22 protein-coding genes are annotated in these 21,128 nt (G+C 51.6%); 9 read left to right on the top strand and 13 right to left on the bottom strand.

Annotated elements, in window-relative coordinates; genetic code table 11:
* Window positions 1-23: 23 nt before the first annotated feature.
* From RBH92_RS05575 to RBH92_RS05565, 3 genes are all read left to right on the top strand, one after another.
* Window positions 24-2,012, top strand: a complete 1,989-nt coding sequence (locus RBH92_RS05575; RefSeq protein ID WP_307933636.1) for a DUF3501 family protein — start codon at window positions 24-26, stop codon at window positions 2,010-2,012.
* A complete protein-coding gene (locus RBH92_RS05570) occupies window positions 2,009-2,524 on the top strand; it encodes a CNP1-like family protein (RefSeq protein ID WP_307933635.1) in 516 nt (171 codons plus the stop codon). Before RBH92_RS05575 ends, RBH92_RS05570 begins: the two co-directional genes overlap by 4 nt.
* A 461-nt stretch (window positions 2,525-2,985) precedes the next feature.
* Window positions 2,986-4,365, top strand: coding sequence for an ammonium transporter family protein (locus RBH92_RS05565; protein WP_307933634.1), 1,380 nt, complete (start codon window positions 2,986-2,988; stop codon window positions 4,363-4,365).
* Window positions 4,366-4,408: 43 nt separating this feature from the next.
* On the opposite strand, the gene RBH92_RS05560 is transcribed toward RBH92_RS05565, so the two are convergent.
* Window positions 4,409-4,786: a winged helix-turn-helix transcriptional regulator gene (locus RBH92_RS05560; protein WP_307933633.1), complete on the bottom strand. Its 378-nt coding sequence runs from the start codon at window positions 4,784-4,786 to the stop codon at window positions 4,409-4,411.
* A gap of 117 nt (window positions 4,787-4,903) precedes the next feature.
* Between RBH92_RS05560 and RBH92_RS05555 the strand changes: the two genes are divergently transcribed.
* The 3 genes from RBH92_RS05555 (at window position 4,904) to RBH92_RS05545 (ending at window position 6,445) form a co-directional block, all read left to right on the top strand.
* Window positions 4,904-5,641: a glutathione S-transferase family protein gene (locus RBH92_RS05555; RefSeq protein ID WP_307933632.1), complete on the top strand. Its 738-nt coding sequence runs from the start codon at window positions 4,904-4,906 to the stop codon at window positions 5,639-5,641.
* A 157-nt stretch (window positions 5,642-5,798) separates the two neighbouring features.
* Complete coding sequence (locus tag RBH92_RS05550; protein ID WP_307933631.1) at window positions 5,799-6,050, top strand: AbrB/MazE/SpoVT family DNA-binding domain-containing protein; 252 nt, start codon at window positions 5,799-5,801, stop codon at window positions 6,048-6,050.
* Window positions 6,047-6,445, top strand: a complete 399-nt coding sequence (locus RBH92_RS05545; RefSeq protein WP_307933630.1) for a type II toxin-antitoxin system VapC family toxin — start codon at window positions 6,047-6,049, stop codon at window positions 6,443-6,445. Before RBH92_RS05550 ends, RBH92_RS05545 begins: the two co-directional genes overlap by 4 nt.
* Before the next feature lie 73 nt (window positions 6,446-6,518).
* Here the strand turns inward: RBH92_RS05545 and RBH92_RS05540 are convergent, their stop codons facing one another.
* The 8 genes from RBH92_RS05540 to RBH92_RS05505 all read right to left on the bottom strand — a co-directional run bounded on the left by RBH92_RS05540 (window position 6,519) and on the right by RBH92_RS05505 (window position 12,908).
* Window positions 6,519-7,316 carry a formylglycine-generating enzyme family protein gene (locus RBH92_RS05540; protein WP_307933629.1) on the bottom strand — a complete coding sequence of 266 codons (798 nt, stop codon included), beginning with the start codon at window positions 7,314-7,316 and terminating at the stop codon, window positions 6,519-6,521.
* Entirely contained in the window at window positions 7,307-9,562 is a 2,256-nt protein-coding gene (locus RBH92_RS05535; protein ID WP_307933628.1) for a hypothetical protein, read from the bottom strand. The genes RBH92_RS05540 and RBH92_RS05535 overlap by 10 nt, the downstream gene beginning before the upstream one ends.
* Window positions 9,563-9,666: 104 nt before the next feature.
* Entirely contained in the window at window positions 9,667-9,930 is a 264-nt protein-coding gene (locus RBH92_RS05530; RefSeq protein WP_307933627.1) for a hypothetical protein, read from the bottom strand.
* Window positions 9,931-9,956: 26 nt separating this feature from the next.
* Window positions 9,957-10,181 (bottom strand): hypothetical protein, encoded by a 225-nt coding sequence (locus RBH92_RS05525; RefSeq protein ID WP_307933626.1) that lies wholly within the window; start codon window positions 10,179-10,181, stop codon window positions 9,957-9,959.
* Window positions 10,153-10,548, bottom strand: a complete 396-nt coding sequence (locus RBH92_RS05520; protein ID WP_307933625.1) for an AAA family ATPase — start codon at window positions 10,546-10,548, stop codon at window positions 10,153-10,155. Before RBH92_RS05520 ends, RBH92_RS05525 begins: the two co-directional genes overlap by 29 nt.
* Window positions 10,527-10,679, bottom strand: coding sequence for a hypothetical protein (locus tag RBH92_RS05515; RefSeq protein WP_307933624.1), 153 nt, complete (start codon window positions 10,677-10,679; stop codon window positions 10,527-10,529). The genes RBH92_RS05520 and RBH92_RS05515 overlap by 22 nt, the downstream gene beginning before the upstream one ends.
* A 12-nt stretch (window positions 10,680-10,691) precedes the next feature.
* The gene (locus RBH92_RS05510; RefSeq protein ID WP_307933623.1) at window positions 10,692-11,954 is read right to left on the bottom strand and encodes a toll/interleukin-1 receptor domain-containing protein; all 1,263 of its coding nucleotides are present in this window, start codon (window positions 11,952-11,954) and stop codon (window positions 10,692-10,694) included.
* A gap of 336 nt (window positions 11,955-12,290) precedes the next feature.
* The gene (locus RBH92_RS05505) at window positions 12,291-12,908 is read right to left on the bottom strand and encodes a PEP-CTERM sorting domain-containing protein (RefSeq protein ID WP_307933622.1); all 618 of its coding nucleotides are present in this window, start codon (window positions 12,906-12,908) and stop codon (window positions 12,291-12,293) included.
* Window positions 12,909-13,455: 547 nt separating this feature from the next.
* Here RBH92_RS05505 and RBH92_RS05500 point away from each other — a divergent pair.
* Window positions 13,456-14,442 (top strand): IS110 family RNA-guided transposase, encoded by a 987-nt coding sequence (locus tag RBH92_RS05500; RefSeq protein WP_307933621.1) that lies wholly within the window; start codon window positions 13,456-13,458, stop codon window positions 14,440-14,442.
* Window positions 14,443-14,645: 203 nt separating this feature from the next.
* Complete coding sequence (locus RBH92_RS05495) at window positions 14,646-15,875, top strand: ATP-binding protein (RefSeq protein ID WP_307933620.1); 1,230 nt, start codon at window positions 14,646-14,648, stop codon at window positions 15,873-15,875.
* Between the two features lie 152 nt (window positions 15,876-16,027).
* On the opposite strand, the gene RBH92_RS05490 is transcribed toward RBH92_RS05495, so the two are convergent.
* From RBH92_RS05490 to glgB, 4 genes are all read right to left on the bottom strand, one after another.
* Window positions 16,028-16,492, bottom strand: a complete 465-nt coding sequence (locus RBH92_RS05490; protein WP_307933619.1) for a hypothetical protein — start codon at window positions 16,490-16,492, stop codon at window positions 16,028-16,030.
* A 109-nt stretch (window positions 16,493-16,601) separates the two neighbouring features.
* Entirely contained in the window at window positions 16,602-17,033 is a 432-nt protein-coding gene (gene tnpA / locus RBH92_RS05485; protein WP_307931469.1) for an IS200/IS605 family transposase, read from the bottom strand.
* 84 nt (window positions 17,034-17,117) lie between these two features.
* Window positions 17,118-17,318, bottom strand: coding sequence for a hypothetical protein (locus RBH92_RS05480; protein ID WP_307933618.1), 201 nt, complete (start codon window positions 17,316-17,318; stop codon window positions 17,118-17,120).
* A 73-nt stretch (window positions 17,319-17,391) separates the two neighbouring features.
* Window positions 17,392-19,620 (bottom strand): 1,4-alpha-glucan branching protein GlgB, encoded by a 2,229-nt coding sequence (glgB, locus tag RBH92_RS05475; RefSeq protein WP_307933617.1) that lies wholly within the window; start codon window positions 19,618-19,620, stop codon window positions 17,392-17,394.
* Between the two features lie 139 nt (window positions 19,621-19,759).
* Between glgB and glgC the strand changes: the two genes are divergently transcribed.
* Entirely contained in the window at window positions 19,760-21,073 is a 1,314-nt protein-coding gene (gene glgC, locus RBH92_RS05470) for a glucose-1-phosphate adenylyltransferase (RefSeq protein ID WP_307933616.1), read from the top strand.
* Window positions 21,074-21,128 lie beyond the last annotated feature (55 nt).

The raw sequence follows: 21,128 nt of genomic DNA, 5'->3' as shown, positions 1-21,128 counted from the left end.
GTCTCAACAAAACACATTGATCTATGGCCACTCGCGAAGGTAGTCTCGAAGCACCTACTCGTCATCCCATCGATTGGAAGAATCCTGATTTTTATGATGAAACCGGTTTAAATCAAGAACTGGAACGCGTGTTCGACGTCTGTCACGGCTGCCGGCGCTGTGTCAATTTATGCACGGCTTTTCCGCGTTTATTCGATTTGATCGATGAAAGCACTACCGGCGAACTGGATGGCGTCGATAAAAAACAATTCTGGGAAGTGATCGATCGCTGCTATTTATGCGATATGTGTTTCATGACGAAATGTCCTTACGTGCCGCCACACCAATGGAACATTGATTTTCCGCACTTAATGTTGCGCGCCAAAGCGGTCAAATATAAAAACCAAGGCGCCCGCTTTCGCGATGAGCTGCTCTCTAATACCGATTTAATGGGTAAAATTGCCACCATTCCGGTGGTCGTGCAAACCGTCAACACGCTGACTAACGCGCCAGTAGCGCGGAAATTGCTGGATAGCACGCTGGGAATTCATGCCGAGCGGAAATTGCCCGAATACGCGACCACAAAATTCCGCTCGAACGCCAAGCCCAACGATACGTTTCCGGTCAAAAACGGTACCCGCACCCCCGGCAAAGTCGCCATTTACGCCACCTGCTATGTTAATTACAACGAACCGGGCATCGGCCACGACTTGTTGCACATTCTGGAACACAATGAAATTCCGGTTCGTCTAGTCGAGAAAGAAGCTTGCTGCGGCATGCCGAAGCTGGAACTGGGTGATCTGGAAACCGTTGAGAAACTTAAGGATAAAAATATCCCGTATTTATTCCAACTGGCGCAGGAGGGTTACGCCATCCTCTCGGCGGTGCCATCCTGCACGCTGATGTACAAACAGGAATTACCGTTGTTATTCCCGCATGACGAAACAGTCCAGGCCGTCGCCGCCGCCATGTTCGATCCGTTTGAATATCTGGCGCTGCGGAATCAGGACAATTTGCTCAAAACCGACTTCAAGCAAGCACTCGGTAAAATTTCCTACCATATCCCATGCCATCAACGCGTGCAGAATTTCGGCAAAAAAACCAAAGACATCCTGGAACTGGTGCCGGACACCACCGTCAATGCCGTGGAGCGCTGTTCCGGCCATGACGGCACCTGGGGCGTTAAAAGCGAACATTATGCCGATTCGATGAAAATCGGCCGCCCGGTCTTCAAACAAATGGCGGCCGCCGAACCGGATTACATCAGCTCGGATTGCGCCATCGCCGCCCGTCATATCGAACAAGGAATCGGCGAAAGCAAAGCGCAGAAACTGCATCCCCTGACGTTGCTGAGAATGGCTTACGGCACCGATTCCGGTTTGACGCCGGCACCGGATGCCGATCCGGCGGCGGCTCACTCACCCACTACGGAGAATCGAACAATGCCGGCCATTACCCGCGACAGCTTAATGACGCTCGAGGCTTATTCCAAAGTACGCAACGATTTCCGCGCCAAAGTCATGGCGCATAAAAAAACACGCAAAATCCATCTTGGCGATCACGTCACGCTGGTATTCGAAGATGAACTGACGATTCGCTATCAAATTCAGGAGATGCTGCGCGTCGAGCGGATTTTTCAGGAAGAGGAAATCGTACACGAATTGGAAACCTACACGCCGCTGATTCCGGACGGACAGAATTGGAAAGCCACGATGATGATCGAGTACGCGGATCCCGGCGAGCGCGCTACGCAATTGGCGGCAATGATCGGCATCGAAGACAAAGTCTGGGTCAAGGTGGCGGATCATCCACCGGTTTGTGCCATTGCCGACGAAGACCTGGAACGGGAAAACAGTGAAAAAACCTCGTCCGTTCATTTTCTGCGATTCGAATTGACCGCTGACATGATTCGAGCGTTGCGGCAAGGCGCGATGTTGAGCATGGGAGTCGATCATCCGGCGTATCAAGCAACCGTTGACATCGTCGCCGCGGATATTCGCGCATCGCTGTTGAATGATTTAACCGCTGTATGAAACCGCTCATTCTCAGCGCAATCGTTGGCATTCTCGCGCTGTCGGCTTGCGCCAAACCGCCTTTCAAGGACGAATTCGAAAGCGACAAACCGTGGGTTGAACAAGCAGCGCAGTTCCCCTCCTACCCAGCGCCGGAAAATCTGCTGGAATTTAACGCCGGAGAAGCCAGCAGCAACCGCTATTTCGTCGATACCACGTCGATCGGAATCGGCGAAGACGGCGTGGTGCGGTTCGCGCTTGTCATCAAATCATCGGCTGGTGCCAACAATGTCAGTTATGAAGGAATCCGCTGCGCCACCAACGAACGGAAATTATATGCGCTGGGCAGGGACGATAAAACCTGGGCGCAGCCCCGGGTCGCGGAATGGCAGCAAATTGATCTGGTGCGGCAATTCTATGCGCAGCGTGAACTCTCCAGAAACATCTTCTGTCCGTACCGGCAAGCGCCCGGCAGCATCGAAGAAGCGATCCAGGCGCTCAAACGCGGCATCCATCGCGAACTTCACCGCTGACCAACCGGCCCGGTCTTTGTAACCGGCGCCCGTTAGGAAAATGTTGATTAATTCGGCGAACGAGATGAAGCACGAGGCGAACGGAACGCAGCAACCGAAACATATCAACAAGATAGGCGAGGGAGCGAGTACCGTGCAACGAAGTAATTTGCTCGTATAGTCAATTAATCAGCATTTCCTTAGCGCGCTTCATCAGTTACTCATTCACCAAATTCCACATCACGCCGCAGCAGCGTGTTGAAAATTTCACCGCACGCCCGTGCACGCAGCCAATCGTTTAAGCATACGGTTATTCATGTTTTCTGGAAAACTCTCCATCACTGCCAATTAACATTTCCCTATTGCGCTCAGGGAGATTAAAGCTCACACTCCCGGTAGGGGTAAATGCCTTGCCGGATTGCCTCTGTCAACAAAACTCGTCATAAATTAACCCGAATCATTAATAACTTAAGGAAAAAAACATGAATAAACGTTTTTGCTTGACACTGCAATGCGCAGTGAGTCTGCTGCTCCTGGGTTTTAGCAGTTGGGTAAGCGCCGAAGCCCCCGCGGCTTTGAGCGAAGCTCGCGTCGTTGCGCAATATAATTTCATCATTCATATTCTCGCCATGCTGCTGATCGGTTTTGGCTTTTTAATGGTATTCGTGCGCCGCTACGGATTCGGCGCCGTCACCGGTACTTACCTGGTGGTCGCTACCGGTCTGCCGCTTTACATCTTACTTCGCGCCAATGGCATTTTCGGGCACCAATTGTCCCCGCATACCCTCGACGCCTTGCTTTATGCGGAACTATCCGTTGCCACCGCATTGATTGCGATGGGCGCGGTGCTCGGGCGTTTACGCGTTTTTCAATATGCCCTGCTGGCGCTGCTGGTGGTGCCGCTCTATTTATTGAATGAATGGCTGGTGCTCGATGACGCCATCGGATACACCACGGGATTCCAGGATACTGCCGGGTCGATTGTCATCCATGCGTTTGGCGCGTATTTCGGACTTAGCATGTCGATAGTATTAACCACCGCGTACCAACGCAGCAAGCCGATTGAATCGGATCATACTTCCGACCGCTTCGCGATGCTCGGTTCCATGGTGCTGTGGTTATTCTGGCCGAGTTTTGCCACCGCCTTGGTGCCCCTGGAAAATATGCCGCAAACCGTTGCCAATACGTTACTGGCACTTTGCGGCGCAACAATCGCCACCTACTTCTTGAGCTCCAAGCTGCATGGCGGCAAAACCTCCATGGTCGATATGGCAAATGCAGCGTTGGCGGGCGGTGTCGCCATCGGCTCCGTTTGCGACGTGGTCTCTCCCGGCGGCGCCTTCGGCATTGGTTTACTAGCGGGAGTTGTTTCCGTTTTGGGTTATGTTTTCCTGCAGCCGATGCTGGAATCCCGGTTCAAGCTCGTCGACACCTGCGGCGTGCATAATTTGCACGGTATGCCGGGGCTGTTGGGCGGCATGAGCGCTTTTTTGGTTGTGCCGGATATTGCTATCGCGCAATTCAACGGTATCGTAATCACCTTGTTCATTGCCATTACCGGCGGCCTGCTGGCTGGTTTCATCGTTAAAGCCACGGGCACCACGCGCGAGCCTTATGAAGACAGCGTCGAATTCACGCATCTTGCCGGCCCGGAAGCGGAAGACCTGCCGCAGCAGTTGCAAACTCGTGTGGAAAACCTGGAAACACGTGCATCCCCACCGAAACCGCAAACCCCGGTTGAATCGCCGGACACAAAAGCATTGATTGCACGGCTGGAATCCCGCATCATGACTTTGGAGAATAACGCAGCTTCGGCGCAGCGCCATCGCGTTGAAGACGGAACTTCCGGATCACCGCTTTAATATCGTGCAAGCCAGCATCCCGGGAAACCGGGATGCTGATTGCTTATTCATTCGCCGGTTCCGGTTTGGCCGCTTCAAAAACCTTGCTGCCCGGATAATAGGCTTTACCCCAAGCCGCTAATGCCTGCAGAACCGGCCCCAGATCCTCTCCCTTCTTGGATAGCGCATATTCATAGCGCACCGGATTTTGCTGATAAGCGCGTTGCACCACAAATCCCTTCGCTTCCAGTTTCTTCAATCGGTCAGCCAGAATATTGGTCGCGATCCGCTCGGGTGATGCCAGAAATTCCTGGTAACGTTTCTTTCCCAACAATAAATCGCGGATAATCAACAATGTCCATTTATCGCCGAGCTGGTCCAGCGCGCAAGCAACCGGGCAACACGATCGTTCAAAATCTGATTTATCCAATTCGCCGGTCATCGGTCTTCGTATCGTAAAAAGAGATACATGCACTGTAAACCATACACTTGCAATTCGCAAGCAAAAAAGGTAAAGTCGCTTGCACTCAACAAGTAATAATCAAAAAGGATCGTAAGCATGCTCAAACTCTATCAATTCAGACGCACCTGGGACATCCCGAATTTAAGTCCGTTTTGCTGCAAAGTCGAAACCTACTTGCGCATGGCCGGAATCCCCTACGAACTCAAGCCGTCGCTGCCGCTCGGCGCACCCAAAGGCAAATTGCCGTATATCGAGGACAATGGCGCCGCAATCGGGGATTCGCGCTTTATCGTCGATTATCTGAAAACGCATTACATCGATTTGGATCGGGAATTATCCGCTGTCGAGCTCGCATCATCGACCGCATTGCAGCGCTTATTGGAAGAACATTTGTTTTGGGCGGCATTGTATTCGCGCTGGCAGTACACCGAAGAAAATTGGCAAATCAACAAACAAGCGATATTCGGATCGTTACCGCCGATCATTCGCGATATTGCCGCCAGCCGCACGCGCAAAAAAATCCAGCGGCAAATTTACGGACACGGTACCGGCCGCCACCAGCCGCAAGAAATTTTTGCCCTCGGCAAACAAGATATCGATGCATTGGCGGTATCGCTGGGCGATCAGCCCTATTTCTTCGGCGGCAAACCCACCACCCTCGATGCCTCGGCGTTCGGATTGCTGATCAACATCATCGGCTGCCCGATTGAATCACCGCTGAAAGAACACGGCCTTGCCAAGCAAAATCTCGTGCAATATGTCGAGCGGATCAAACAACGCTATTTTGACAGTGACCGGCAACAAGAAACCTCTGAAATCAGTAGCGAGCACTGATTGAGATTAGATTCACATCCCGGTTCAACTGTGAACTGAGTAGGGTCGATAAGCGCAGCGCCATCCACCGGTTTTCTAAGATCCATTAAATCCGTCATTGTATTTGCCGGATTGGTAAGGCATAATTTCCTTACTTTATACGAAGGGGAAGTGTCTAATGCCAACATTAACTGTAACCGCAAAAGGGCAAATCACATTGCGGCAGGATTTGCTCAAGCACCTTGGGGTGGCGCCCGGTCAGCAAGTGGAAGTACATAAATTGCCCGATGGCACGTTAACCATCGGCAGCCATATCCAAGATGGCAATGTGAGCGATTTTATTGCCTGTTTGCATAAACCCGATACGCCCGTGGTCAGCATCGATGACATGAACGAGATCATCGCGCAGAGCTGGGCTGCCCGCCGGTGAATATCACAGCGGACACCAACGTGCTGGTGCGTGCCTGCGTCCAGGATGACGCGCAACAAGCGCAGCTTGCCGCTGACGTGCTACGCAAAGCGCACCGGATTGCGGTTTCATCGACCACACTGTGTGAATTTGTCTGGGTACTCCAACGTGCTTATCAATTCACCGATGCCGATATCGTAAAGGCTATCCGCTTGTTGATCCGGAGCAAAAATGTAGTGTGCGATATGCCGGCCATTGAACTGGGGCTGACAGTATTTGAACAAGGCGGGGATTTTGCCGATGGCATCATCGCTTTTTCAGGCGCGAGCCTTGGAGGCACGGAATTTGTGTCATTCGATAAAAAAGCAGTCACTGTTCTCAAGGCGCAACGAAAAAAAGCCCGCCTGCTGGGTTAACCCTACACCCCCAAAAAACCGCAGGGGCTACGCCCCTGCACCCCGCAAAGAACAAAAGCACAAAGAACAAAGATCAAAAATCCCTGGCGATCCGAAAACCCTGGTAGCTGTAGGCCTCACCGGCGCCGTTCCTGACCCGGTTAGCCGACCGCACGAGCTGAGGCCTGAAGATGATCCACGAACCGCCGCGAACCACCCGGCGGCCACAATCGCCGCTGTCTTTTTCCAGCCATGCCGAACCGTCACCCGGTCCGTTGTTGTAATTGCCATGCCAACAGTCCTGCTTCCATTCCCAGACGTTACCCAGCATGTCGAATAACCCGAAATGATTTTCGGCGTAACTTGCCACCGGCGCGGTGTAAACATGGTCATCGGAACACTCCGCCAATACCCAGACAGAATCGGCAATAGACTTTCCTTCCTGACCTAAACCATTGGCGTAATCGCACTGCAGGTCATCTTGATAATAGCGTGCTGTTGCGGTGGCGTATTCCCATTCGGCCTCCGTTGGCAAGCGATACGCTGCGCCGGTGCGATGCGACAGCCATTTCACATACGCTTGCGCATCGTCCCATGACACGCACACCACCGGATGATCATCGCTTTGCTTGAAACCAGGATTTTTCCAATTTCGATCCGGCAATTGTTCTGCTTCTTTTCTCTCAACATTCCAAATATTACAGCCTTTGCCGCTTTTTTCAGCCGTGGTTTGGTAGTGTGCATCCTCAACAAACTGCCGGAATTGCCCGACGGTAATCTCGCAACGGCTGATGGCAAATGGTTTCGGGATTGTCACCGCATGCACCGGCTGCTCATCGGCATCACCGTCTGCTGATCCCATCTGAAATTGGCCCGGCTTAATCACCACCATCGTTGGCGCTTGCCCAGCTTCGGTACGGCAGGTTTGCGCCAATGCCTGACTCTGTTTTTTTTCTCGGCGGTCAGCTTGCCGCGCGATTTGATCTCGATTGCTGTTGTGGCAGGTTCTTCCGCCGGTTTGCTTTGCGCAAAAATCGTTGGACAAACGGCCATCGCCAGCAATAGCACTAAACAACCACCGGCTAAAGCCGGTGGTTGTTTAGTTTGCAATGCCGTCATCAACGCTTGCGTATCCGAGTGATGGCTGAGCGTTACCGGCCACTGCATATTGTGCTGCATCTGTTGGTTGCGCTGATAGTCGATGAATGCGTGCTGACCGGCGTAATGCCATGCCGCAGTGAGCGTTCCGCTCGCGAGCAATGCCCACAGCAAGGCGATCACTCCCGGACGTAATAACAGCGATTGATTGTTTTGCGGCAGCAGCTTGGCCAGGGCTTGCGGGATGCGGAAATCGAGCAACCCCAGCTTGCCGCCGCGCAGGATATTGGCGAAAATCGGATCATTGATCGCAGTATCCTTGGAAATGGCGCGCCAGTCGTCGAACTTGACTTGCAGTTGCAGCTTGGACGGGCTTCTCACTTCGAGACTGAGCGATTGCGGACTGTCCCGGCCGGTGTGCTGATGGAACAAGCGCTGCCACACTTCCGTCACTTGCACACGCTCATGGCGATCCATACCGAGCAACAGCAATTCGCGCAACCAATCCGGCAAGTAGGCATGCGTCAACCACGGCAATCGGCTCAAACGCGCCAGCCGCTGCTCGCGCCGTTGCGGTGGATCGGCGGTCAGTGTTGGCGTATTCAAACCACCAAACAGCAAATAATCGAGCGCCTGCGTCAATGACCAATGCGGTTTTGGATAGATTGCTACGGCGCACAGCAGCCGTAAACCGTTGGTACCGAGGAATTGTTCCAGTTGCCGCAGCAGCAGCGGCAAAGTCTGCGGCAATCGCGGCAACAATTTCTGCGGCTGCGGTTTGGTCAGGTGTTCGACCAGTTGCGGCAGATTGTCTTGCATCAGCGGCAACATCAGAAATCGGTGCTGCGCCAGCAATGCGGCGTGCGCATTACTGGCATCGCGCGGTTGCAGCCACACCTTGTCGCGCCACGGGGTAAAATCATCGAGCCAGGAGCGGATCTCGCCACTATACGGATGAAACAGAATTGCCGTTTCGCTGACGATCAGCAAGCGCGCGCCTTCATGTCGCGCAGCCAGTTGATGCAATTGGTAGTATTTCGCCTGGCCGTTGTCATCGCCCCATTGCACCAGCCAGCGCGGATCGTCACGAAAACGGTAGGTTTTGATCGACAAGCCCAATGCCTTGAAGCGTTTTTCCAATTCCTCCGCCAGCGCCGCTTGTTGATCGCCGCGACCCTGGCTGCGCACCAGCAACACATGTTCCGGCGCAATGCGGCGATTACGGTAAACCGGCTGAAAATAACCGCCGTTGCGCGCGGTGGCATCGACCGTGGCGGAAACATGCAGCCGCTGCGTCGGTTCCAACCGCGCGGCGTGCAATTCGCGTAATGCCCGTTCGGACTGAGCGCCGCCGAAAAATGGTTGCAGCACGCGATCGAAATGAAAATGACGCAGCAAATCGTCGGCAGATTCGCCTTGCCGCTGCAATACGACATTGCGCCGGTAGCGCCAAGCCAGAAATCCGAGCACCGGCAACCACGGCAAAGCAAATAACACCCAGCCGACATTGCGCACAACGTGCTGCCAATCTTGCTGGACGTAATCCGGTTGCGGTTGCGGACGCGGTTCAACACGATCAACAATGACAACGGTGGCCGTGCCCGGTTGCGGCTTACGGCGCACGATTGGCGGTGTCGTTTGTACTGGCTTCGGTGGTTCTACTTTGGCAGGAACTTCAACCGGTTTTGGCCGGAACCAATCCGACCAATTGACAATCAGCACAGCCAGCAGGCAGACGAACACTACAATACCGCCCATGACCCAATGTTTCTGCGTTTTTTGCACGGCAGCTTGCGCTGCCAGCAAAGCATCGCGGCCCGGCGCGGCGGTGCGGTTCACCGTTTCCAACACCGATTGCGTTTCAGGGTTCAACCATTGTTCGAACAATACCGGGAATCGCGCTTGCTCTTCCGGGTTGCGGCAAAACAACGGCCCGAGCAGCGGAGCTAAATCTTTTTCATCTTTGGGCAGCTTGCCCCGCTCTTCCAATTGCTTAAGTAAGCGAGCGACCGACAGCCACACGTCAACGCCATGCGCCATGCGCCATGCCTGCGGCGCGCAGTAACGCGCCCAGCTCGTCGATGCGGGAATAGAGTCTGGCAGTATTCACGGCGTTGGCCGGTTCAAGATGCCGGTTGATCTTTTCAGCGTCCGATCAATGCGTGAATGCGATCCTGATCTTCCTTGTGTTTCAGCAGGGTAACGGCAGCACTGGCGGTAAATACCTCCAGCCATGCGGCGTTGGTCAGGTGCGGCGTTTCGTTCAGCCGTTGGCTGCGTTTTTGCAGCAATTGCATCCAGTTCAGCAATTCGGCAATCGACGGTTGCTTATCCAATTGCCCTTCGTTGCGCAAAAAATGGAAAAACGAAATGCTGGCAGCCCATGCGCTTTTCTGCGGATTCGGCACGGCTTCTTCGTTAGGAATCTTGATATTTAAGCGTTGCTCGATAATGCTTTCGATGGTGACATCGCCGCCGCTTTGCTGCGGAATGCCGGTAGCTCAAGATGATAGTAAACGCAACGGCGCAGAAACGCATCCGGCAATTCGCGCTCGCGGTTGCTGGTGATAATGACGATCGGACGCATCTTGGAATCTTGCAGCGACACCGTGGTTTTCTTGCGGCCGGTTTCAAACAGCTCGGGAATATCGAAGGTCATGCGTTCGATTTCGTTCGGCACCTCGCGCGGCGCTTTGTCGATTTCGTCGATCAGAACGACCGAGCGCTTGCAAAATCGCCACACCTAGCGCTTCAAAACGCAAGAAACGGCGCGGGTCGTCATTATCGCCATCACGGCGGCTGGCGCGGAACCGCCCCAAGGTATCGAAATGATAAAACAAATCGCGGCTTTGCGTATCCGATTTGACCGTAAACGTATGCGGCTTTTGCCAAGAACCGCCCGGATTTTGCGGATGATCCAGTTCCCACGCCAGGCTATATGCCAACTGCGATTTGCCGCAACCCGGTTCACCGGTCAGCAGCAGCGGCATGCCCAATTCCAGCGCTACATTGACGGCGGAAGCCAATCCGGCGGGGCCAGGTAATCTTTAGGATGCGTTAAATCATCCGGATTGAATCCAGGTAAATCCTGCCATTTCGCCGGCTTCAAATCCTTGCCCCGGCCCGAGTAATAATGCGGTTCTAAAATAATCGACATGATGGTTTGCTCTTATTGTGAGTAGTGTTTTTTGAGGAGAGGCAACGCAGCTTTTTTAAATTTCCCGAGAGGAATGGAATCGTTCTTTAGAAATTGTTCCGTCAATAATTCTTCGATGTCATCGCGCAATGTGCTTTCTTCAATGTGTAACCCCATCCAATCGCGTATTTCCTTTTTACTGGGTGAATGAAATTCGGGCAACAACGCGTCAGTAACTACATGTTGTTTAAGCAACGATTCAATTTGATCACGCCAGGAAGGCTTACGCTTAGCAAGGAATGACCACCTGAACAGGGAATTGCCGCTGTTCTCGGCGGCATGAATCAACAATAAAAAATGACTGTGAGACGTGGCAGCCAATGTTAAATCCGACCATGCCGAGAGTAGCTCAACCAGAAAATGCTGATTGCCGGACTCATCACTGGGTAATTCCCTGAAAAAGAGGTGATGTCTATCCAGTTGGCTCAAGCGCAGCTCGATTGCAGCTTTCTCGGGCTCGCACAGGAGATGCTTCGCTAATAATTCCCATAGAAATTGCTTTGCCGATTTTCCAAACAAGGCGCTTTTCTCGGTTCGCAATCGCTGGATCTCAGGCGGTTTCGAATGATGATTGATCAAATCTTCTTGTAATAAGTACGACAATTTAAAACGAATGTCTTCCGGGCATTCTTGCTGCTCTCCCGAAATCAAAAAACCGTGCGTTTTACGGTTTTCATCTTGTAAAATCTGTATCGCCAAGTGATCTCGGTGCTTTTTCCGGTTAATTTGTCCGAGTTGCTGCTCTGCCTGATTGGATGCGTATTGTGGTGCTATTTTAGATACAGCGGGCGATTCTGATTTTTTGAAAACAGGACGTGGCCTACCTGCTATATTCTGAATTTTGGACAGTAAGCGGGCTTCCGCTTCTTCCTCATCGATATCCACTAGGTCGATATAGACAATAGCCTTTAACAAACCCGTTAACTCAACAGGCCGCACTTTTACCGGAATCAATATTCGTTGCTCGCCCATCGGATCTTGCGCGAACGCCGCAGCCCATTCAGGGGCGGTAAATTGTGACTGTAAATAGTCGGGAGACAATACCGCGATCGTGCGTATTGCTTCAGTCGCTGCCTTTTGCATGGCCAGTACAAAGTTATTTCCCGGACCAAAATCTTCCGCTTGGATGACAGTGGTATAACCGCTACTTTTCAGTTTCCAATTGATCCAGATTGCTTTTTCTTCATCAGCTCTGTTGTAGCTAATAAAAAAATCTTTCTTTTTCTGTTGTTCCATCGCTTTTGTTCAATCACTCAATCGAATTGAAATTGAAAAGGCATGCTGCAAACCGGGGCAATGTTAACATAAGACGATTTTTCTATAAAAACCGTTATGTTTTGATGCATTGGTATTTTTCGGCATTGCGATTCACGGACTTCGGTGTCGGCACGCGGCACGATGAGTGACCGATAACGTACGTGTTTTGTGGACAAGTTTAATCGGAGAGACAGCGGACTGTGGAAATCTCGGGAATATTATCGATTGGAATAAGCTGGAAGCGGTGCGATGTTTCGGATTTGAAGCGCCTCCCCGCCGGGTGACGGGGATATCGAGACAGGGAGGTTAAACCGGTCAGACGCGTTGCTTTTGATAACACGTCATGGAAACCAGCAGGATTAAACCGGCCAGCAGCATTGCGTAGGTTTGCGGTTCCGGAATGGCGGCAATCGGCGTGTTAAACGCAGCACCGCCAAAAATCGCAACATCGCCTTTGGTTGAATTAGGGTTGTGTTCGCCGAGTTGCACGATAGTCAATGTGTGCGCCATGAAATCCAATCCGGTGACTGCCAGAATCCGGTTTCCGGTGCGATACATATCGAAGGTGCCGACATCGATGCCGTCGACCAGGAATTGCGCAAAGCCGTCATTGTGATCGCCTGCCATGACAAAGCCGACCGCATTGCTGACGACGGAAAATGTGGTGGTCGCCTGGCTGGTTCCCGGAATACCGGCTGCTGAATCGTCAAACAGCCATAATTCGCGTATGCCCCGTCCACCGGTGGGGCCGTCGCCGGTTACTGTCCAGTCGATTCCGCCTTTTCCAGCGTTCCGGTATTCCAGAATCGGGTTACCGCCGATATTTAAAGGATTACCGCTTTTCTCGGTGGTTACCAGGGGCAGCCATTCGATTGAAAACGCCGATACATTCGGGCTGATCAATAGTAATACGATAACCAGTATTCGTGCCATTTTATGCTCCCGTCACAAATCATTCCGCCAAACCGTTTACATCATTAACGATTAAGCTATTGAAAGAAATTATATTAATTAAAGATACGTTCATTCTAGGCTCGCTAGCCGGCTAATGCCATAGTCAATCATTCCTGCTTTAGGACTAGGACATTTGTGATCGTTTATCAAAACGATAGATGGGATTATTCACGGGATGGTTTAGTTCAATCGCCAGAATACAGGGGGTTTTCTGCCTTATTTCCGGTGATCGCTCCAACATCAGGCCGGAGCGGAAGGTTGCAATATACTCACGGTTCTGGATAAATTGACACTGGCGTGGTAAAAATCATCAAACCCTTGTATCTTTCTTTTCGTAGTGGTTAGCTACCACTACCCGAGTTGAAGGCAGCTTGTGTCCACCCTTAAGGCAAGACCTTGTTCTGTAGATCAAGCCTTCCTTCTCATCTTCCACGCCAGCACAGACACTGAACGGTAGCCAAGGGATAAACCCTGCATGCACAAGGCAAGTGGGCGAGGTTGGTAAATATTGTAACAGGAGAACATCATGTTTTATCTCGGTATGGATATTGCCAAGGCCAAATTGGATTGTTGCCTTTTACTTAACGAAGCAGGTGATAAACGTAAATCCAAGGTCATTCCCAACACTAAAGCAGGCGTGAGCGCACTGTTGGAGTGGGCGGCCAAACAAGGTGTGTCGGCTGCGCAACTGCACGTGGTAATGGATGCCACTGGCGTATATCACGAGCAAGCTGCTTTGGCTTTAGTAGATGCTGGGGTAATGGTTTCGATCATCAATCCGGCACAAGTTAAAGATTTTGGTCGAGGCTTGGGGATACGCACTAAGACGGATGGTGTGGATAGTGTTGTACTGGCGAAATATGGAGCGCTGCTCAAGCCTGCGGCATGGCAGCCGCCATCGGTGGAAGTCCGTGCATTACAAGCACTACTAGCCCGGCGTAATGCGGTGGCGGATGATTTGCACCGAGAATTGAACCGGCAAGAAAAGAGCGAAGCTATCGAGACGCCTGAACTGATTGTCCAGTCTATCGCTCAATCTATCGCCTTTCTTGAAGCAGAATTGAAACGGCTGCAACAAGCGATAGACGATCACATCGACAGGCATCCCGGTCTGAAGCGGGATATGGTTCTGCTGACCAGTATTCCGGCAGTAGGTGAGCGAGTGGGAAATAACCTCCTGGCGATCATGCACGGCAACCGTTTCGAATCTGCCGAACAAGTGGCAGCTTATTTGGGTTTAGTGCCCGTAAAACGGCAGTCTGGAAGCACTGTGCTGGGCCGGGCCCGATTGTCGAAGGCGGGTCCGGCGCGAGTGCGAGCCGTGCTATACATGGCAGCAGTGGTCGCCACACAATACAATCCTCATGTCAAGGCGCTTTATGAACGGTTACTCGCCAGAGGCAAATCCAAAATGTCCGCTATCGGAGCTGCTATGCGTAAGCTGGTGCACTTGTGCTTCGGCGTTATAAAAACACAACTCCCTTATCACCCAAACTATCCAAAAATTGCTTGACTTGAAAGACGGTATCTACAAAACCGGCACATGACCACACACCCTAATCACTTCACAATCCTTCCGAGATTCGATAGCAAAATCCATAGGTTTGATGCGCCGCACTATTAATTCAGCCCATCGTAATAGCTCCAACCGCTACTCAGATTGACACAGGATCATTTCCTGACTATTCTGAAGTCTGACTTTGGATTAGCCGGAATATGGATAAAAATATCACACGCACCCTTGGGAAATCGATTCTGGAAGCGAGCGCCCGCTTTAAGGTCATTTTACTGACCGGTCCTCGCCAGGTTGGCAAAACCACGCTTTTGCAAGATATCCGGGCACCATCGCGCACTTATATCACGCTAGATGACCTTTCCCTACGCATGGCCGCGCAGCAAGACCCGGCAAGCTTCCTGGACAGACTCAGTCTCCCGGTTCTGATTGATGAAGTGCAGTATGCGCCGAATCTATTCCCTTACATCAAAATGACGGTCGATAAAACTAAACAAAATGGGCTGTTTTGGCTCACTGGATCGCAGCAATTCGACATGATGAAGAATGTCACGGAATCTCTGGCGGGACGCGTTGCGCTGCTGCAACTGCAAGGTATTTCATTAGCGGAAGAACAGGGCCGTAGCGATGACTCGCCATTTCTGCCCGATCTGGCGCAACTCAAATCCCGCCAGAAAACCGCAAAACCGCTCACCGTGCCGGAGGCTTATCACAAGATATGGCGCGGCTCGTACCCGGACATGGTGGCGCATCATAGTGATCAGCACTGGGAACAATTCTACAGCTCCTACGTTTCCACCTACATCCAGCGCGATGTGCGGGAGTATCTGAATATCAACGATACCGCCGCTTTTCACAAATTCATGCAAATTGCCGCCGCTCGCACCGGCCAACTCATCAATTATGCGGATATGGCGCGGGATACCGGCGTCAGCGAGGTAACGATTAAAACGTGGCTGAATGTGCTGCACGCCTCCGGCATTGTCTATTTACTCCAGCCCTATTTTAACAACCGCACCAAACGGCTGGTCAAAACACCCAAGCTGTATTTCATGGATACCGGTCTGTGCGCCTACTTGACCGGTTGGTTGAATGCCGATGTTCTGGAGCGCGGCGCAATGTCCGGCGCGATATTGGAAACCTGGGTTATCGCGGAAATCATCAAATCCTACCTGCATCATAGCCGCACTCCTCGAATCTATTTTTACCGCGACAAGGAAAAGCGGGAAGTCGATCTGCTCATTGAAGAGAACGGAACGCTCTACCCCATCGAAATCAAAAAATCGGCAGCACTTCACAATATGAAATTCAGAGGATTTAGCATGCTCGAGAACCTCGACACCCCGGTAGGACATGGCGGCGTAATCTGTTTTGCGAATACTCTGATACCGATATCCGATCACGTGGATGCAATACCGGTGGGGTATTTGTGATCACACTGAGAAACCGCTACCCCTCATAAACAACTCAAATCAGCGTAACTACGCTGCGATTTTTAGAAGATGACCCATTTTAATAATGCTGGGATTGGAAATTGCACGATAATGTCAAGACTTGACTCTTATTCTGATTTTCGAACTCGCCCTTAACGAGCAATCAAAATTGGTTTAGAAATATTGTTTGCAATTTCGATAATTTTGTCGAACAAACTGGAGGCTCGAATCGACCCACTGATCGGCATCGTACCCGCGTCTAGTACCTCGAAATAAAAGCCGCTAACAGTCTTTCCGTTTTGGTCAATTCCTTTTGCAAGAATCATCCTCGCCGTAAAATCCTGAGAATCCAACAGAAATCGCCGAGTGACAAAATATCCCTTATACGGTAACTCTACTCGTAGAATGGGGGCATCGGGAAATTGATAATTCATTGCTTCAGTGATAACTTTGTCTGCCTGCTCCGCAGTCATTGGATACATATATTGGGTCGAAACATCTGCTGAAGCATGCTGTGCTGTGCTTCTAGATGCAGCACATCCAACCATTGAAATTGCAATTGCGACAAGGATTGTTGCTAGAACAATCGTATGAATCACCTCAACTTTTTCATCCATGAGTATTGGTCTGTTCGGTGTAGTGCACTACTAAACAACCACCGGCTAAAGCCGGTGGGTTTGAGTTACGGACTGAAAGTCCGGATACGCGTCGACTAAACGACGCGTCTTATTCCGGCTCCATTTTAAAATTGTCGTTTGGATTTGGCTCAAAATGATGCTCCAAATATTGTTTGATCATCTCTTCTGTCATCTGACCTACTGTCACGCAGAAATACCCTCGCGCCCAAAAATGCCTTCCCCAGTACCGCTTCTTCAAGTGAGGAAATTCTTCAAACAGATAGCTCGATGTTCGTCCTTTTAGCCGCCTCATGATCTCACTCGGAGCCATCTCCGGCGGACAACTCACCAGAATATGCACATGATCCTTACTTACTACACCCTGTACAATTCCGATTTCAAATGCTTCACACGTCTGACGAACCAACTCTCGTACTCGTTCTGCTACTTCTCCCTTCAGAATCTTATATCTATACTTCGTTACCCATACAAAATGATATTCAATCTGATAAACCGTATGACTTCCATATCTATAATCCATGCCACACCTCCTGTGTGGCATATTCTCGCAGCTAAAGCTGACCGGCTGAAGCCGGTGGTTTTAACCTTATGATGGACAATAAAGTTATGGCTTCACAATTTCTGAAACACGTTTTGCAATTTCTTTTCCAACAACCTGTCCTTTTTCTCTACTTTCATTATGCCCTTCCGGTGTATGAGACAATCCCGATCTCGCAGACTCAATAAGAGCATCTGCGATTCCTTTCTTGAAAGATGCACCGTGTCCGTGAGGTAGTTCGTCTGGTATCGTTAATTTGATTTTCATTGTCTTCTCCTGAGCTTAACTAAAATTAGCCATATAGCTTAAAAAGTGAACCATTTCCATAAAGCTGCTTATTTTAATGACTTGCTAAACCACCGATACCGTCAGGCGCACTACTATCATTCAACGAAAAAATAACCCCCGCCAGCGGCGGTAACGTAATCGCGATCGAGTCGGTAAATCCCATCCACGGCATGGGAACGCTGGCGATCTTGCCGAGGTTGCCGAGGTTGCTGCCGCCGTAATACGCCGAATCACTGTTGAAGATTTCCTGGTATGCGCCGCTGGCGGGTACGCCGATGCGATAACCGGTCCGCGGTACCGGGGTGAAGTTGAGCACGACCACGGCAAATGAACCGTCTTTGGCGCGCCGCAGGTAGCTGATGACTGATTGTTCGACATCCTGGCAATCGATCCATTGAAAACCATCGGCGGTAAACTCCAACTGATGCAACGCCGGAATCGTTTTGTAACAGTGGTTTAAATCGCGCACCGCCTTTTGCACCCCAGCGTGCAACGGTTGCTGCAATAATCCCCAGTCGAGCTCGCCGTTGACACGCCATTCCTGCCGCTGCGCGAATTCATTTCCCATAAAATTGAGTTTCTTCCCCGGCCAGGTCATTTGAAACGTCAGCAACAATCGCACGTTGGCGAATTTCTGCCAGTCGTCGCCGGGCATTTTGTTGAGCAGCGAGCCTTTGCCATGCACCACTTCGTCGTGCGAAAACGGCAGCACGAAGTTTTCGCTGTACGCGTACAGTTGGCTGAACGTCAGTTGATCGTGATGATAGCGGCGGAAGATCGGGTCTTGGTGCAGGTACGATAAGGTGTCATGCATCCAGCCCATGTTCCATTTCATCGAGAATCCCAAGCCGCCGGTATACGTTGGCCGCGACACGCCCGGCCAAGCGGTTGATTCTTCCGCGAGCGTCAATGCGCCTGGAAATTCCGCATGTACCATCACATTGAGTTCGCGCAGGAAGTCGATCGCCGCCAGATTCTCCCGCCCGCCGTATTGATTCGGCAACCATTCGCCCTCTTTGCGCGAATAATCGAGGTACAGCATCGACGCCACCGCATCGACGCGCAAGCCGTCGAGATGAAATTCCGACAACCAAAAATGCGCACTCGACAGCAAAAACGATTTCACTTCGTTACGGCCGAAATTGAAAATATACGTGCCCCAATCGTGATGAAAACCCAGGCGCGGGTCTTCATGTTCGTATAAAGCCGTGCCGTCGAACCGCGCCAATGCGAAACGATCTTGCGGAAAATGCGCCGGCACCCAATCGAGAATCACACCAATCCCTGCTTGATGGCACGCATCGACGAAAAAACGGAAATCATCCGGCGTGCCGTAGCGGCTGGTCACGGCAAAGTACCCGGTAGTCTGATAGCCCCACGATTCATCGAGCGGATGCTCGGACACCGGCAGCAATTCGATGTGGGTGTAACCCATGTCGAGAACGTAGGACAGTAAATGCTCGGCCAGTTCACGGTAAGAATAAAAACGCCCGCCGGGATGGCGCTTCCACGAACCAGCATGCAGTTCAAGTATGTTCAGCGGCGCATGCAGCCAATCCCAGTGATTGCGCTGACTGATCCAGCCAGCATCTTGCCAATTGTAAGCGTTATCGGCGGCTGTCAGCGCCGCTGTGTGCGGACGTATCTCGCAACGCCGTGCGTACGGATCGGTTTTGATCATAATCGCGCCACTGTCACGGTTGCGGATTTCAAATTTGTACAGCGAATCGGGCGGCAATTCCGGAATGAACAATTCCCAAACGCCGCTGGCATGATGCACCTTCATCGGATGCACCCGGCCATCCCAGCGGTTAAAATCGCCAATCACGCTCACCCGTTCGGCATTCGGCGCCCACACCGCGAAGCGCGTGCCGGTAATACCGGCATTGCTGACCTGATGCGCGCCGAGCGTGCGATACGCCTGCCACAGCTTGCCTTCGTTGAACAGGTACAAATCGTGATCGGAAATTTGCGGCGCAAACGCATACGGATCGTAGGTTTCATAGACAATGGCGGTATTTCCCTTTTGTTCCGCACGCAATCGATACGGCATCGCCGGCATCGACTCGCCCGACCATTCGAAAATTCCTTCGGAATGTATGCATTGCATCGGCTCGAATCCGATCGCGGTCTTGATCCAGACATGGGCATCATGCGGACGAAAAACCCGCACCACCGTTTGCCCATGCTGGCGATGCCATCCTAAATAACTGAAAGGATCATGAAGCCGTGCATGCAGCAAAGCGGTTTGTAACGGATGAGTTTTGGGTTGAGCTTTCACGACGTCATGAGCCTGTAAAAAATGTGATGAATTATAGCCTGTCTGTTCCGGGACAATAGATAATTAAAATGAAACAAATAGCTGAGGAAGCACTAAATGCGATACCATATTACTGTCAATCCGAACGGAAATTATTGCTATGGATAGTCAGCAAAGATCACCCGCCGATGAGTCTCAAGCCGAGTACAAAATCAGCTCCTCCTATAATCATGTCAGACATGATACCTTGGCATTGATATTGGCCGGCGGCCGCGGCAGCCGCTTGCATCAGCTGACCGGCTGGCGCGCCAAGCCGGCAGTGCCGTTTGGCGGCAAATTCCGCATCATCGATTTTCCGCTGTCGAATTGCGTCAATTCCGGTGTGCGGCGCATCGGCGTCGTGACGCAGTATAAGGCCCAGAGTCTGATTCGTCATATCCAGCACGGCTGGAGCTTCCTCGATGGACGTTTCAAGGAGTTCGTCGAGCTGCTGCCCGCGCAACAGCGCACCGCTGATGAAACCTGGTACCAAGGCACCGCCGATGCGGTTTTCCAGAACGTCGACATCATGCAGCGTCACGATGCGAAGTACGTGCTGATTCTCGGCGGCGATCACATTTACAAAATGGATTACAGCAAACTGCTGGCGGAGCATATTGAAAAACAGGCGGATATGACCGTTGCCTGTCTCGAAGTTCCGCTGGAAGATGCGAAGGCTTTCGGCGTCATGGGTGTCAACGATGCCTGGCAAGTCACCACCTTCGCCGAGAAACCGGCCAACCCCGCAGCCATTCCCGGTCAACCGGACAAAGCACTGGCCAGCATGGGCATTTATGTGTTTAACGCCAGATTTCTTTATGAACAATTAATCCGCGATCATCAAACCCAGGATTCTTCACATGATTTCGGCAAGGATATCATCCCTTACCTGGTACCCCGCTATCGCGTGTTTGCGCACCGGTTTCAGAGCAGTTGCGTCAATATGGCTTCGGGGATTCCCTATTGGCGCGATGTCGGTACCATTGATGCTTACTGGGAAGCCAACATCGATCTGGTCGGCGTCACCCCGCAACTCAATCTATACGATGCCGATTGGCCGATCTGGACGCATCAAGAACAATTACCGCCGGCCAAATTCGTGTTCGACGACGATAACCGCCGCGGCCAAGCACTGGACTCATCGGTATCGGGCGGCTGCATCATCAGCGGCGCGACCGTGCGCCGCTCGCTATTGTTCTCCAATGTCAAGGTCAACAGTTTCAGCAGCATCGAAGACTCGGTGATTCTTCCCGATGTCGTCATTGGCAGGCATGCGCAATTACGGCGGGTAGTGGTTGAGAAAAAATGTAAAATCCCGGAAGGTCTGACCGTCGGCTTTGATCCGGAAGCGGATCGCAAGCAATTCCACGTGACTGCGAGAGGCATTACATTAATCACGCCGGAGATGTTGGGGCAGCAAATCCATAAAGTCTAAGCATCTATGAATAAATACGTCGATTCAGCAAGCGGGATTATTGGCAATTGTCAGC

This window comes from Nitrosomonas sp. sh817, assembly GCF_030908545.1.
Lineage (GTDB): Bacteria > Pseudomonadota > Gammaproteobacteria > Burkholderiales > Nitrosomonadaceae > Nitrosomonas.
The sequence above is the reverse complement of the archived record's forward strand: the minus strand, read 5'-3'. Positions and strand labels throughout refer to the sequence as shown.